This window comes from Dongia soli (genome assembly GCF_034044715.1).
Taxonomy (GTDB): domain Bacteria; phylum Pseudomonadota; class Alphaproteobacteria; order Dongiales; family Dongiaceae; genus Dongia_B; species Dongia_B soli.
The window spans coordinates 143,372-158,162 of the sequence record NZ_JAXCLW010000004.1 but is presented as its reverse complement, the minus strand read 5'-3'; the positions used below and the strand labels follow the sequence as shown (position 1 = coordinate 158,162).

Below are 14,791 nucleotides of genomic sequence, written 5' to 3'. Positions count from 1 at the left end.
AACAGACTTTGCCGATGCCTGGGGGGCAAGGAGAAGTTTGTGCCAAATAAATCGCTGTTATAAGCGCCCAAGGGGGGCACAATGCGACGTTTATCGACCGATTCCGTCTTACCGAAGGTCGCGCCAAGACCATCGATCGGAAAAAGCCTCGGCCGGTTTGGTGGCGGCCAGTTTCTTACATTGCTGCTGGCAGTTGGCGATGTTCTCATCTTCTCTTCGGTGACGACGGCCCTCAGCTTCGTCATCTTGAGACATGCAGAGGTGGACCAATTACAGCGCACCTCGCTCGAACATTTTCCGGCAATCGCCTTTCTCGTCTTCATTGTTCTTCATAGCCTGGCCAAGAGCTATGAAAGGATAACCACCGACAGCGTCACTCTTTTCAATTTCGTTATCGTTCCGACGCTGATCGCTGCCGTCGCCGTCATCATCGCCTTCATCCTCGAGTTCCTGCTGATCGGCGTTACGATTCCGGCAAACGGTGCGATCGACAAGACGACGCTTATGGTTGGCCTGGTCGGGGTTCCCACCTGGGTAACGGCCGTACAGCGGACGGGATCGCGGATCTATCTGCATAGCCTGATCGCCAAGGGGCAGCTTTCCACGACGGTTGCGGTAATCGGTGCGGGGGATATCGGGTATCGGCTGGTTCAGCTCCTGAAGGGCCGATATCAGGATCAGATAAAGCTCATCGGCATCTTCGATGACCGCATCGGGCGCGTCCCATCTCGTATCCGGGATTTGAATGTCCAGGGTGGCGTGTCCGATCTGGTCGATTTCGTCAAGACCAATCACGTCGATAAGGTTCTGATTGCCCTGCCGCTGAATGCCGAGCGGCGTATATTGGATATCCTGCGCCGCCTCAAGACGGTGCCGATCGATATCGCGCTTGTTCCGGATATCATGAGCATCGAACCTGAGACGCGCAGCTATGCTCGACGGGCTCCGCTCTTCCTGGATGTGATACATCGGCCGATGTCGCTCTCGGGCCGACTTGCGAAGCGATGCATGGATCTGATTTTCTCGGCGCTCATCCTGTTGCTGTTCTCGCCGATCATGCTGGCGACGGCGATTGCGATACGCCTGGATAGTCCCGGCCCGATCTTCTTTCGGCAGCCCCGGCTGGGATTGTCGAACGAGAAGATCGAAATACTCAAGTTCCGCACAATGCATGTCGCAGCCTCGGATTTCGAAGCGCGGGAACAGACCAAACGGGACGATCCACGGGTTACGCGGGTCGGCAAATGGTTGCGTCTGACGAGCATCGATGAGCTGCCCCAGCTCTTCAATGTTCTGTGCGGGAACATGTCCTTGGTGGGCCCCCGGCCACATGCGGTGGGGATGCGGGTGAAAGACAGCCTCTGCCAGGAAATCAGCAAGGAATATGCCGAGCGGCATCGCGTGAAGCCAGGCATTACCGGTTGGGCGCAGGTTTGCGGTTTGCGCGGTGCGGTCAACGATCCAGAGATTCTCCGCGCTCGTATCGAGCACGACATCTATTACATCGACAATTGGTCAATTCTGTTTGATTTGAAAATTCTGATGCTGACGATAGTGGTCGTGGCGCGAACGGAGAATGCATACTAGCGCCGTGATCGATATCTGATGCGGCGTCTGTCGTGAAGTTGGACAAAGCTTTCTGACGTCATGACAACGCTGACGGTAAAGACCAGAACCATGGTTTTCACCGACAAGGCATTGTTGGACGATGTGAGGATGAGGAAGGAAAGAAGCCCGACTTTCATCAGGGGTGGCGCTTTCCGGGCGAGCTGCAGGAGTAGGAAGCCATAGCTGGCGATGAGCATCACCAAGCTGATAACACCGAACTGCAGGGTAAGGACGATCCAGGTATTCTCGATAATTTCGATCGGATTCCGAATATTGATCCGGAGGATGATCTCTGCAATTTCCCCGGGCGAGACGCCAAGAAGAAGCTGTTCGATCGACAAAAAGTCGAAGGCCATCATGCTCCGCCGGCGTATATCGGCGCTTTCGTCCCAGACTAAACCTTCAAAAATGCGTGCGCCTAGATCGAGATAGAGGATGGCGCCCCCGAGAATTGCGCAGAGCAACCCAAAGGTGATCAGGCAGACGAGTAAATGCCAAGCGCGTATCCGTCCCTTTCTGGCTGACTGTATGATGGCATAAGCCGCGCAAAGCGAGAGCAGAAGGCTGGTCAGCAAAAAAGCCGTGCGGCCACCAAAAGCGAGAAGCGTGATGAGCGCAAGGAAGGCAACCAGAATTCTCGACATCCAATGCCGGCACCACACGAGCATGCCGAATGTCGCCAGGCTCATCACCATAGCATTGGTCAGAGGATGTCCCATGAGGGCGGTCGCCCGGAATTCATTCTCGATGATCAAGGTTCCGCCGGCGACGCTGTATTCCTCCAAGCGCCATTGCGTCATTGCTTCGACGATCCCGAGAAGTGCATTCACGCAGCAGATGACCAAGATCATCTTGAACAGAAATGCTCGCCACTTGTCCGGATAAAAATTCAACGTCAAGCCGATCACGGCAGGCATCAGGAGCGTATCGATCAGGAATGCACTGCCGGATGTGCCGTAGCGGTAGGTCGTATAGACCATCAGCATGACGATCACGAGACCATACAGGCAATAGCTGACATTCTGGCGGAGACGATGTCGGGTCCGCCACGAACGGCTGCTGAAAAAGAAAGCGATTGGAAGGGCAAGCAGACAGAGATACGTGGCGGGATGGAGCTTATAAATGAAGCTTCCAGAGGGAGCAGTATAAGGAATTCCCAGCATCGCCAAAAGCGGATCTGATACCGTGAGGTAAAGGAAAAGCCCAAGCGCGGCCAAGAGAAAGCTAATGCGCAGGCCGACACTCTCCTTTACGGCGACATTCTGAACAGGGCTTGTCCATTCAGGCTCAGCCAGCGTATATCCACGTATTGCGGTCTGCACCTGTTCACCTTCCGCTTAAGGTTGGCCGGATGCCGGTCGCGACAGGGGCAAGCCTAATGCCCGACGCATATCAGGTGAAATCTCCAGATTATCTCCTTGCCTAGTGGCGATTCCGAAACTGTCGACCAGATCGAAGACCGACCAGCCGATGCCGTGTCTTTCCAGTTCCTCCCGCATATCCCTGAGCCAGTTCAATCGTGGTGCCGGACTGGTTGTCTCTTTCAAAACACCGAATTCAGTGCAAATTAGCTTAACGCGGAAGTGCCGCGCCCAATCGGCGGCTTTTTCAATTTCGCCGGCTATCTTGCCGCGGTTCCACCCGCTTACCGAATAGGCGGCTATTTCCTGCATTGCCACCGCTCGATTTGCGCCATTGATCAGCTGGATCTGCGAAAGGGCACCTAACGACGCCGGATAAGGCACGTTCTGCATGAAGCCGATCGCAGTGTCGTTCTTGTCGCGCCACCACGAGGCTCCTTGATGCGTGACAATGAAGGGGTCATAAAAATGGAACACATATAGAATGTTGGGATCCGGCAAGGGACGGAATTCTAGAAGGCCGTCAATGCCATTGCTGAACCGGCCGCCGACAATAAGGAGATGCTGCGGCAGAGAGGCGCGAATGCTGGCAACGATCCTCGCTGCGAGCTTAGGCCAGCGAGACGAATCGCCACTGTAATAGGGTGGCTCGTTCCAGATTTCCAAGGCGACATTGTCCGGCGAAGTCAGCCTTAGGCCGGCCGCCATTTTCGACCAGAGGGAGACGAATGCATTTGCCGCTTCGTCATCGGTTTCGATCTGCTCCGCCAGCGCCAGTGACGGATGAATGTCGATGATCAGGGCCAATTTATGCGTTGCCGCCAGAGATGAGAGATAGCTCAGCGTGGCGATGATCTTCTGCTCGGCTGCATCCTGGTTACCGCCGGGACCCCACCCGAAAAAGGCGGGGTCCACGGGGATTCGGACATGGTCGAAACCCGCTTGATAGATCTGTTGAAAATCCGACTCGCTGATCGATTGGATGCCGTCCAACTGGAACCAATTGCTGAGATTGACCCCGCGTTGCAAGACCGGGCCGGTCATATTGCCAGTTTGCGCTTGGGCTGTTGACGGTTCGAAGATGGCACACGCGATGAAGAAGACGGCAATCGCATAGAGCCATGATCGCCGGGACGCGGCGCCATGGCCGCGACAAGCCCGCCGAGAGAGCAAGCCGGCGGTCAAGGATGTCCTACCCGGGGCACCCGCATATCCGGCAGCGCCGCCAATACGGGTAGACCAAACGCCTTTTCGATCTGCTGCGGTGTGACGAAGGTATCGCGCAGCATGATGGAGAGGAGCGCCACGACGGCAGCGAAAAAGACGCCAACCATACCGCCGACCAGCGCGATGGCCACGCGATATCCGGTCGGCTTTACGGGCAGCCGCGCCTCTTCCACGACCCGAACATTCTCAGCATGCTTCTGGTCGAGCTGGTCGAGGGCTCGCGCTTCATCGGTTTTTTGCGCGAAGGACCGGTAAGTCGCTTCCAACACCGATTGACGCAGCGTCAACTGATCCAGTTGGTAGGCCACGGTGCTCAGTTTCGTCAGTTTTTGATCGACCTCATCGATCTGGTGCTGCAACACATCCTCGCTGGCCGTTGCAGCCGCCAATTCGGCGCTAGCGGTGATCGTCTGCGCATCCAGCAGGTCCTTTGCGGGATTGCGGCCTATCCGGACTGCACTGGAAACCGATTGCCGTTGCTGTCCGACAATTCGTTCGACATCCCGCAGCTGTTCGCGGATTTGTTTGACCTTGGGATGATTGGGACCATATTGCTTGGTCAGATCGCTCTCCGCGATTTGCAGCCGGGTCAATTCCTGGTTCGCCATGTCAGTAGCCTGCGGCCTGCTCGTTTCGGCATAGAGTTCGACCTGTGGTTTCGTGGACGCTCCGCTTTTCCTCAAGGAATCCAACCGGTTCTGCAGCTCAGGAAGTTGTGTCACGACTTGTTTTAGCGCACTGTCCAGTGCCGATCGCTGCTGCAGAAGCAGACTACGTTCTTGGGCGATATCGGAAATGTTGTTTTCCCGCTTCAACCGGTCGATTTCGTTGGTCACGTCCTCCAGCTTCGCCTTCGCATCGACGAATTGCTGGCCCAGTATACCGGCGCGAGGATCGGCGAAAATGGTCGTTCGTTTTGCCAGATAAGCAGCGATGACATTATTGACGATGTCGCGCGCCACACTTGCATCGGGGTGCTTGATGCTGAGGGTGATGATGTTTGATGCCTTCACCGGAACGACATCCAGCGCCGCACCGAGCTCTGTGATGGCTAGCGCCTTGGCCTTTTTCTGGTCGGCCTGCTTGGCGAGGTCTGGAAACAGTCGATAAATCCCCGTCGCATCGATGGCGTTTTCCAGAACGGCCGAGCTCAGCAGAATCTCAACTTCCGACTTCAGAATCTCGTCCTTATTGAGATCGACGCCGGACAGGATCGCCTCGCCAGTGTCCGATCGGAGCGAGTATTCGGAGCCGATCCGCACCAGCAGGACCGATTTTGCTTCGAATTTTGGCGAGATGGCAAATGCAATGCCGATCGCAGCAATTACCGGGATAAGGAAGGCAATGGAGATTCTCTTCCAGTCTTTGAACAGAAAAATCAGCATATCGCGCAGTGCGAAAGGCTGCTGTTCGAATGCCGGCTCCCGCGTATCGAGCTCCGCGGGGATGACATAGCGGGCGGGGGCACGAACATATTCTGTCAAGCTTCGATTTTGATCGCTACTCATCGGCATGAACCTCATATATCCGCGATCTTGTCCTGTTCGCGACCTTTGCCCGACAGAAGTCCATTATAACATCGGCGCAGGCTCGCTCGAAGGGGCATTCCCGTGAGGGCTCCCAATCAGAACCAACGTTGCAAAACTTTGACAACATCGCCCGGCTCCAGGGTTGTGGATTCAGTCGCAGCCTTAGGTTTGGTGTCCGGTGCGCGTGTAATTTCGATGCGATCCGGATCCGCACGTGGTGTATAGCCGTTCGCCAGGGCAACGCCGGTGAGGACGGTCATGCCGCTGGCAAACGGAAACTGACCTGAGCGCTGAACTTCACCAGTCACGTAAATTGGCCGATACTGGCTGATATTCACGCTGACATTAGGATCGTTGACGATTTTCTCTGACTTCAGCTTATCGGCGATTGCCTGCTCAGCCTCGCGCAGAGTGAGCCCACCAAGTTGGACACCTCCAATCAACGGGATAGAGACCTGGCCGCCAGCATCGACTTCGAACTGGCCCGACATCTCTCGGTCATTATAGACTTCGATTTGAACCCTATCCCCGGCCCCGAGGTGATAGCCGTTAGTGGCGCCGGTCTGGATCGGTGGCGCTGATGTACAGCCTGCGAGGCAGGTCAGCATGACCGCCAGAAGAAACGACGAGAAGCTTAGGTTAAAAAGTTTTCGTGATATGAAGCAGCGTAAGATTGCTGGTGAAATCCGTCCCATTGCTGCGTGCCTCCTGCACTTCGAAGGTATTTTCCAAGGAAATGACAATGCCGGTTGCGACACTCCACTTAACGTTGGCGTTGAGCGCATAGACGGTCTCGCGCCGGCTACTGTCGATGAAATCACGATCCGCCACCGTCGCCGTCGCGATGAAGACGAGGTCGCGCCGCAACTCCTGGGTCACACCGATACTGCCGATATTCTGCCAGTAGCCGGGGCTTTGGACATCGAAGCTTTCGTAGTAGCCGTGCTCGAAAGAGGCGAGCACCTGCGTGAATTCGCCGAGCAGCCAGTTCGCGCTCACACTCGCATAGGGGCCATTGGCGTTATGCACCTCTGAATCAACGTAATATTGCCCCTGATATCCAATCGCGCCGGTCAATGTAATTGCGGAGTTGATTGTATAATTCGAGCCGATCGTAGCCAGGATGCCGGATGACTTGCGCTGAATGTCATTGGTATCGAATTTGTCATCTGGAAGGCGGATATTGCCGAGGAGGTTGAGATAGATGCTACGGTCGTCGGCGATGTGATAGGTGAAGCGCGTCGTGCCATCGATTTCATTAATATTCCGTTCGCTAAGATCAATGGTGCCGGATTCTCCTGAAACGTTATCGTAGTCACGACGGTCATAACCGATCCCCGCGCTGGTCGTGATGATGGCGTTCAAAGTCTCGAACCCCAGACCAGTCTGATAGTGCCAGTATTCAACCGGCTCGGTTTCGCCTGTCGTCTGGGGGTCGTCCCGCGCTTCTATTTCGCGTGCGACATAGGCATTTCCAGTCAGGTGAAAATTCGTACCCACATTTTTCCAACCATTGGCGGAGAGGGCGCCATACCAAGCGTCATTGCTTGCATCGGAAAAATAAGTTGCCCGCGATATCGATCCGTCCAGGGCTGCGAAATAGTTCTCGTTGGATGCGACTGCGGATGCGCCGGCTGTCGTCGTAACAAAGCCGTCGTCGCGTACATGATGATCGCTATCGAAGATGTTGGTGTCATACCCCAAGCCGACGTCAAGGCGAGGATTGATCTTGAAAGGTCCGAATTCAAAGCCTTCAGGCTGATGCAACCGGTTGAAGCGATCCATGATCGTCTCACCGGGAACGAATTCAGGTGCAAGAACGGTATTCTGTTGCGCGTATGCTTTGCCGGCATGGGTTAGCGAGATAGATATGCTTCCGGCGAGGACGCAGAGAAAGAGAGACGTCTTTGAGACTCCCTTTTCTCGATCCGCGTTGATTTCTGTTTTCGAGAAATGAAATGGAAAGGCCGCACGCTGGCATACAGCCGGAAAGCCGATCCGAGACCCCAAGGTAAACATTTACTAGCCCCCAGAACTCTGCAGCGATCCCAGTCGCTGTTGAAAATGTATATGCAATACCGGCGTTCATCAATTCCCGCACAGAGCAGCCATCACGATTTTCAGGAATGTGCGGGCAAAATTCCTCGACACAACCATAGTGAGAAAACGGTCGCACGCTGTTAACGGTCTTTAGGAATGAAAATCTCGCGTAATTACTTTGCGCGCGCGATAAATAAATAACGCCACGATTTGTTCCAATGATTTTTGATGTCCCGTCTTACTTGTCCTACTGTGCAAAGCGCGAAGGTTAGAGTACAAATGTCGAAAAGGGAGATGGCTTCATCTCCAATAAATCTGCTGAGAACACGAGACCTCAGCAAGGGGGGGGCATTAGCGAATGGATCAGCAATTACGCTCTCTGCTGCAAGAGCATGCGAAGCTGTCTGTCGATGTCGCTTCTCTCAACGACGATACGGATCTCTTCAGTGTCGGACTCTCATCCTTCTCGACCGTGCGGCTGATGCTATCGATCGAGAACGCCTTCGACATTGAATTCCCCGACCACTTACTGACGCGACAAACTTTCGAAAGCATCGCGTCAATCAGAAACGTCGTGACGGAGCTTTTATCGATGAAGGTAGCTGATGGTATCGGCGTCTGATCGTGCTCGGGACATTGGCATCAAGATCGCTGCGAAATATGCTGATGAAGTGGACAGAGATGCGCGTTTTCCCAAAGAAACGATTGACGCATTAAAAGAACAAGAGCTGTTGAGCCTCCTTATTCCAAGGTCGCTTGGAGGTGGCGGTGGCAGCTTGCTGGAAGTGGCAGAGGTTTGCTGGATATTGGCGCAATACTGTTCGTCCAGTGCCATGATCCTCGCAATGCATTACATCATGACCGCCAGCATGCTTGAATATGAGGGACTCGAAAGCTGGCCATGCTTATTCATGATGCGGGTTGCGGCGGATCAGTTGCTCCTGGCCTCCGCCACTTCAGAGGCCGGTATTGGCGGTGCATTGCGGAATAGCATTTGTGCCATCAAATCCGACGGCACGAATTTTACGCTCGAGAAGGATGCAACGGTAATTTCATATGGCGCGCAGGCTGACGGCATTATGGTGACTGCACGGCGCTGTCCGGAGGCGGCAACGACCGACCAGGTAATGGTGGCGTTATTGAAGGGGCAATACGGCCTCGAGCGCACGGCCCAGTGGAATACCTTAGGGATGCGAGGTACCTGCAGCGATGGTTTCAAGCTGACAGCGAAGGGGCCGATAGAACAGATCCTTCCGAGGCCATTTGCGGAAATCGCGGCGCAGTCAATGCTTTCGACCTCACATCTTCTATGGGCTTGTGTGTGGTTGGGAATTGCGACAGATGCAGTTGCCAGAGCAAGGTCTTATGTACGTTCGGAGGCGCAAAAAAATCGAAATGGCACGTCTCCAGGGACAATGCGGCTGGTCGAAGCGACAAATTTGCTTCAAATGATGAAAGCAAACCTTCTCCTAGGATTGAGTGACTGTATCGCAGCGCAGGAAGATGAAGCAAAACTGATGTCTTTCGGTTTCGGCGTTGCCATGAACAACATCAAGATTTCTGCATCTCAATCAGTCATCCAGATTGTCAATCATGCTCTCATGATCTGCGGCATCCATGGATATAAGAACGACACAGCCTTCAGTGTCGGCAGACATATGCGAGATGCCCTTTCAGCACCGCTCATGATCAACAACGACCGAATTATGGGAAACATGTCTGAGATGATCCTCGGACATAGGCCGGCAAAAGGATTGATGGGGTAAGGCGATGGAACAGTCATTAAGCTATATAGACCAATTGGTCGCGCACGGACTGCTGATGGAAACAGGCGTAGACGGCGTCTATGCCAGAAGCGCCGTCTTTGAGGACGTAATCGCCCGATTTGATGCGCTGATTACCGCCTATGGCAGCGATGGCGGTGCGGAGGTCGTGCGCTTTCCACCCCAGATGAGCCGCGAAGAGTTTGAGCGTAGCGGTTATATGAAAGGGTTTCCACAGCTTGCTGGCACGGTTCATTGCTTCATGGGCGATGAGCATGACCATCACGACATGCTGGACCTGATCGAAAGCAAGGGGGATTGGGCAAAACACCAGAAGCAGACGGAAATCGTCCTGACGCCGGCCGCTTGCTATCCGATATATCCGATCGCAGCAAAAAGAGGCGCCGTGCCGCCTGAAGGCTTGTTATTCGACGTTATGTCCTATTGTTTCCGTCACGAGCCTTCGCGCGATCCGACAAGAATGCAGTCTTTTCGGATGCGCGAATATGTCCGTATCGGCACCCCCGAACAGGTACTGGAATTCCGTGCCTCATGGCTGGAAAAAGGCCAGAATCTTATGCGCAAGCTAGGGGTTCCGATGAAGCTGGATATCGCCAATGATCCATTCTTTGGTCGCACTGGCAAGATGCTGGCTAATAATCAGCGCGAACAAGAATTGAAGTTTGAATTGCTCATTCCGGTCGTAAGAGAGGATCGGCCTACGGCCTGCCTCAGCTTTAACTATCATCAGGACCACCTTGGGGGACTTTGGAAACTGAAGCAGGAAGACGGAGAGACGGCGCATACGGCCTGTGTCGCCTTCGGCATGGAACGCGTCGCGCTCTCACTGTTCCGGCATCACGGTTTTAATGTGCAAGCATGGCCCAAATCGGTGCGTGAAATCCTTTGGAGCTGACTTATCGCCATTGTGATGGTCGCGCCTCTAATCTGAGGTTGTCCCCCATGATGACGCCTATCACCTTTTCGAACTGCTTCGGATGGCTACATCCGTCGACCGGCGGACTCGGTGTCGTGATTTGTAATCCTCATGGCTACGAGGAGTTATGCGTCCATCGCATCCTGCGCAATCTCGCGGAGGATCTGGCGGCGGCCGGCATGCCGACTTTGCGGTTCGACTATTATGGAACCGGCAATTCCGTGGGAACCGCTCCCGAATCTGAGCGAACGGAAATCTGGATCGAGAACATCCGAGAGGCCGTGCATCAACTACGTGCCTTGACCAAAGTGGAACGCGTGGCCCTGGTCGGACTGCGTCTGGGGGGGCTGCTGGCGACGCGGGCAGTCGAAGCCTTGGATGACGTCGTTGCAATGGCTTTGCTAGCCCCAGTGCATTCGGGCAGGGCTTATGTCCGGGAGGTTAAAACTTTAGCGCGCATGAGCTTTTTGGCGTCAGCGGCGGGAAGCGAGCGGACCAGCGAGGATCCAAACATAAATCTTGCCGGTTTCATCATGACGCCAAAGCTTGCGGGCGAAATCAGTGCGCTTGATATCACGCAGAAAATAAGTAAACCGCCGAAGCGGGTTCTGGTTATGAAAGGTCCCGAGAATCCCGCCGATGATTTCCTTGTCGAAAAATTCCAGCAATGTGGCTCGCATGCCGAAGCCGCGGCGTTCCCGGCTTATGCCGAGATGATGGTCGATGCCGTCTTCGCAAAGAAACCTGAGCAAGCATTTCTTTTTCTGAAGAACTGGCTTTCGAAAGATCTGCTGGGGACGTCAGTGGTACCAGCGTCCTTCCCCGAGGTGGCGCTGGCAGAGGAAGATTGGGTGGAGCGCCCGATTTTTTTTGGCCAGGACAGTCGGCTTTTTGCGATACATTGCGCACCCTCTAAGCAGCCTGCTCGCCCTCTTGCGGTCATCTTCGTCACCACCGGGTCCAACCACCAAATCGGTGCTGGACGACGTTCCGTGATTTTCACGCGGCGGTTGGCCGCTTTAGGATATATCACGGTTCGGGTGGATATCGCTGGACTAGGCGACAGCCCGCCCCGGCCCGGGCGTGGGGAAAACGTACTATTTGACGGAGATTCCGTGCGCGATATCAGCGCTGCGATCGACTGGCTGGAGAGCCAGGGGATCAATCAGGTTGTGATCACCGGAATTTCCGCGGGGGCATATTTGTCCTTCCACGGTGCGGTACAAGATGCCCGCGTTGTTGGTGCTGTTCCGGTCAATCCGCCAAACTTCGTGCGTCACATTGGTGATAGTCTGCAGATAACGCTCCGCGAGGAACATCATGCCACGCGCTATTACTTCAAGAAGATGACCGATTGGGGAACCTGGAAACGGTTCTTCAAAGGTGATTTAAATGTGCGCGGCGTGACCGGAACCATTATGCATCGTGGATGGCAGAAGCTAAACGCGGAGCTGGGCTTAATCCTCGGTCCCCTGTCGAAGACGGAGAATGATACCGCGAAGGTCCGTCGCTGGTTCAAGCTGCTCCAATCTAGGAAAACGCAGCTTTTACTCATCTACAGCCACAATGACGGAGGGCTGGATGGCTTGTCGGTGCATCTTGGACGTGACGGTAGGAAACTGAAGCGCTTTCGGAACGTCAACCTTGTCATCATGACCGGCACGGATCATGTCCTGACGGCAAGTTCAGCCAAGGAAGAGTTCTTCGGGATGCTGGTGGAGTTTCTAGGTCGTTGCGAAGGACCGGCGAGAAGCCGATCAACTCCTCTGCTGCAGCAGACGGTCAAATAGCGCCACATATTCGGACGACACGCGATCGTCCCGGAACTGCGCGGCTTGGTTTTTCAAAATATCCGCGGGCAGGGGATTCGCCAGGGCGTCCTGCATTGCCTGCGCCATTCGCTCGGCGTCGCCCACCGGAACAAGTGCACCGAAGCGGCCACCGCCAAGAATTTCGGCGGGGCCATAGGGGCAATCGGTGCTGATCACCGGCGTACCGCATCCCATCGCTTCTGCCAGGACATTGCCGAAACCTTCATAGGTCGAGGACATGACGAGCAAGGCGGCCTGCTGGATAAAGGGAAGCGGATTTTCCTGAAACCCGACAAAATCGACGTCCGCAGCGATGCTCAGATCTTGACACAGCTTTGTGAGACCGGCACGGGCGGGACCGTCGCCGACCAAAACGAGCTTACAAGGCATCGACCTCCGCAGAAGCGAGAACGCCTTAATAAGCGTGCCGAAATCTTTTTCCGGCACGAGCCGACCAACGCCGAGAACGACGGGCATGGCTCTTTCCGCAAACCAGGCGTGATTCAAGGATGCACTGGCGCGCGCATCGAAATCCCTGGTCAGAACCGGGTTGTAAATGACCGAGATAGCGGAACGGCGAAGGCGCAGGATGCGGGCCATATCGTCGGCGACGCCCCGTGACACGGCAACGATGCCATCGGCCAGCCGAAGGAAGATCGTGCTCACGGCCGGGAGGATTCGATGCTGCCAATTGCCATCGTGCAGCGATTCCTGGGAGAGAACGCTGTGCTGGCAGACAACGACCTTTGTCGATGCCCGTGACAAGGCCCGGGACCATAGAGCGATGATGTTATTGTGGCCCAGATTGGATAGGAGGATGTCGGGCTGTTCCCGTATCAGCAACCGGCTGAGCTTTCCGATAGCCTTCAGACTGCGGCTGGCATTCAGGGAGATGATGCGGATATCTTCGGGAACATAAGGCAGTAATGCGCCGCTACGTGTATTGAGGACTAAGGATGGCTCGTAGCCAGCCTCGCGGAATCTTGGGAGGAGATTCAAAGTCAAGCGTTCAGCGCCGCCGCCGGCGAGGTTGGGAAGATAGATGAAAACTTGGCGCTGACTCATGATGGTCGCCGTCCGCTGATTAGCTTGGCATCGAGCATTTGCCGTGCCTGTGCAATGTTAAGCGCAAGAGCGAGAAGTCCATAGAGCAAGCCGCCAACAACGATGCCTGTGACGAGACCCCAGGCCGTCAGCGGTAGCTGAAGCAACTTCAGGATCAAGTACATGAGTGCCGATGCAACGGCTGCTTTCAACGCGTCGACGTAGGGAATGTCGAGGCGGAATGAACGTTGGCCCAGAATTCCGCTGACAATGACGAGGACGACCATGGATACCAGGTTGGCGCCAATCGCGCCCTGCAGACCGAAGGAGGGAACGAAGATGATGCAGGCGACGATATTGATCGCGGCCGCGGGGCCGATGGTGAAAAGAACTTTCCAGGTCTGACGTGAGAAATGAAAGGATTGGCCGAAGGTATGGTATGAGACGCCCGCCAGGAACGAGCAGATGGTGACCCATACTATGAGCGGCCATGTTTCTTCCCGGAAATTCTCACCCAGAAGGACCCAGACAACATTCTTATCCAGCGCGGCGATGCCGAAGCAAGCCGGAATAGCCAGGGCGAAAGCCAGCCCCAAGCCCTGGCGCAGGTAGCCACGCGCAACGGCGGGACCCTGGGATTCAAGGGCATGCATCGCGACGGGAAACATGGCGATAGACACGGAAGAAAAAATCAATGTGATCGGCCGGTCGACCAGGCCGAAGGCAAGTGAATAGGCGGCGACTTCGGACAATCCAAGATATTTGGTGATCACGACCCGGTCCACGGAAGCCAAGGCGCTGGCAAGGATCGAGCCCAAGGATAACGGAAGACCGTAGGCAAAGAATTCTCGCAGCAGGGAAGCTGAGGGAACCGATTTAATGGCGACACGGAAGATATTTAACAGATTGCCCGCCAGGCCGACGATATAGCCAATCAGTATGCCGATGAGGGCCCCTTCCGCACCGAGATCGTAGAATTCGACTAGGATGATTCCTGAGACGATGCCGCAGATGGTCTGGCCGACCTCAAGGAGGTTATAGCGCCCGATTTTGAATTGAGCCTGCAACCAAGATAGTTGCACATTCAAAAGCGAACGGGAGAGGGCCAGTGGCAATGCCAGCCAGGTTACCCAAATATCCTCAAAGAAGCCCAGATATTTCGCGGTGAGGAAAACGACGGTGGCGGCGATGGCAGCAAGGCCAAAGCCGCGATGGGCCACGGTCACGACATCTTCGCCGCTGCGCGCATAATCGCCGGTGTAGAAGCGGACGACAGCGATCGGTAGCCAGCTGAAGAATACGCTTTGCCATAAGAAGGTGATGGTAAGGGTAAAGGTATAGGTCCCTACCTCGGTCGGCGTCAGCAAGCGGGTATAAATATAGATGGCGATGAATGTCGAGAGCGGAGGGATGATCGTTGACGGCAGGTAACGTATGACTTGGCCCCCGATCATCGCCTTTACCTTTCACT

Annotated in this window: 12 protein-coding genes; 5 read left to right on the top strand and 7 right to left on the bottom strand. The window is 55.0% G+C overall.

The annotated features are described in order from the left end of the window. Window positions 1-81 precede the first annotated feature (81 nt). Entirely contained in the window at window positions 82-1,587 is a 1,506-nt protein-coding gene (locus SMD27_RS15535; RefSeq protein WP_320509324.1) for an undecaprenyl-phosphate glucose phosphotransferase, read from the top strand. Here the strand turns inward: SMD27_RS15535 and SMD27_RS15530 are convergent. The 5 genes from SMD27_RS15530 to SMD27_RS15510 form a co-directional block, all read right to left on the bottom strand. Further along, window positions 1,584-2,930, bottom strand: coding sequence for a VpsF family polysaccharide biosynthesis protein (locus tag SMD27_RS15530; protein ID WP_320509323.1), 1,347 nt, complete (start codon window positions 2,928-2,930; stop codon window positions 1,584-1,586). The two genes, SMD27_RS15535 and SMD27_RS15530, sit on opposite strands and share 4 nt — an antisense overlap. A 15-nt stretch (window positions 2,931-2,945) precedes the next feature. Continuing rightward, a complete protein-coding gene (locus tag SMD27_RS15525) occupies window positions 2,946-4,013 on the bottom strand; it encodes a glycoside hydrolase family 5 protein (protein WP_320509322.1) in 1,068 nt (355 codons plus the stop codon). 137 nt (window positions 4,014-4,150) lie between these two features. Further along, entirely contained in the window at window positions 4,151-5,704 is a 1,554-nt protein-coding gene (locus SMD27_RS15520; RefSeq protein ID WP_320509321.1) for a GumC family protein, read from the bottom strand. Between the two features lie 116 nt (window positions 5,705-5,820). Further along, the gene (locus SMD27_RS15515) at window positions 5,821-6,420 is read right to left on the bottom strand and encodes a polysaccharide biosynthesis/export family protein (RefSeq protein WP_320509320.1); all 600 of its coding nucleotides are present in this window, start codon (window positions 6,418-6,420) and stop codon (window positions 5,821-5,823) included. Next, window positions 6,365-7,744, bottom strand: coding sequence for an outer membrane beta-barrel protein (locus SMD27_RS15510; RefSeq protein ID WP_320509319.1), 1,380 nt, complete (start codon window positions 7,742-7,744; stop codon window positions 6,365-6,367). Before SMD27_RS15510 ends, SMD27_RS15515 begins: the two co-directional genes overlap by 56 nt. Window positions 7,745-8,123: 379 nt before the next feature. Between SMD27_RS15510 and SMD27_RS15505 the strand changes: the two genes are divergently transcribed. From SMD27_RS15505 to SMD27_RS15490, 4 genes are read left to right on the top strand one after another with little or no spacing between them, the layout of a single operon-like run. Beyond that, window positions 8,124-8,387, top strand: coding sequence for an acyl carrier protein (locus SMD27_RS15505; protein ID WP_320509318.1), 264 nt, complete (start codon window positions 8,124-8,126; stop codon window positions 8,385-8,387). After that, the gene (locus tag SMD27_RS15500; RefSeq protein WP_320509317.1) at window positions 8,371-9,531 is read left to right on the top strand and encodes an acyl-CoA dehydrogenase family protein; all 1,161 of its coding nucleotides are present in this window, start codon (window positions 8,371-8,373) and stop codon (window positions 9,529-9,531) included. Before SMD27_RS15505 ends, SMD27_RS15500 begins: the two co-directional genes overlap by 17 nt. A gap of 4 nt (window positions 9,532-9,535) precedes the next feature. Then, window positions 9,536-10,444 carry an amino acid--[acyl-carrier-protein] ligase gene (locus tag SMD27_RS15495; RefSeq protein ID WP_320509316.1) on the top strand — a complete coding sequence of 303 codons (909 nt, stop codon included), beginning with the start codon at window positions 9,536-9,538 and terminating at the stop codon, window positions 10,442-10,444. A 47-nt stretch (window positions 10,445-10,491) separates the two neighbouring features. Then, complete coding sequence (locus SMD27_RS15490) at window positions 10,492-12,255, top strand: alpha/beta fold hydrolase (RefSeq protein WP_320509315.1); 1,764 nt, start codon at window positions 10,492-10,494, stop codon at window positions 12,253-12,255. Here the strand turns inward: SMD27_RS15490 and SMD27_RS15485 are convergent. Both SMD27_RS15485 and SMD27_RS15480 read right to left on the bottom strand, forming a co-directional pair. Next, window positions 12,223-13,341 carry a glycosyltransferase gene (locus tag SMD27_RS15485; RefSeq protein ID WP_320509314.1) on the bottom strand — a complete coding sequence of 373 codons (1,119 nt, stop codon included), beginning with the start codon at window positions 13,339-13,341 and terminating at the stop codon, window positions 12,223-12,225. The two genes, SMD27_RS15490 and SMD27_RS15485, sit on opposite strands and share 33 nt — an antisense overlap. Then, the gene (locus tag SMD27_RS15480) at window positions 13,338-14,774 is read right to left on the bottom strand and encodes an oligosaccharide flippase family protein (RefSeq protein WP_320509313.1); all 1,437 of its coding nucleotides are present in this window, start codon (window positions 14,772-14,774) and stop codon (window positions 13,338-13,340) included. Before SMD27_RS15480 ends, SMD27_RS15485 begins: the two co-directional genes overlap by 4 nt. Window positions 14,775-14,791 lie beyond the last annotated feature (17 nt).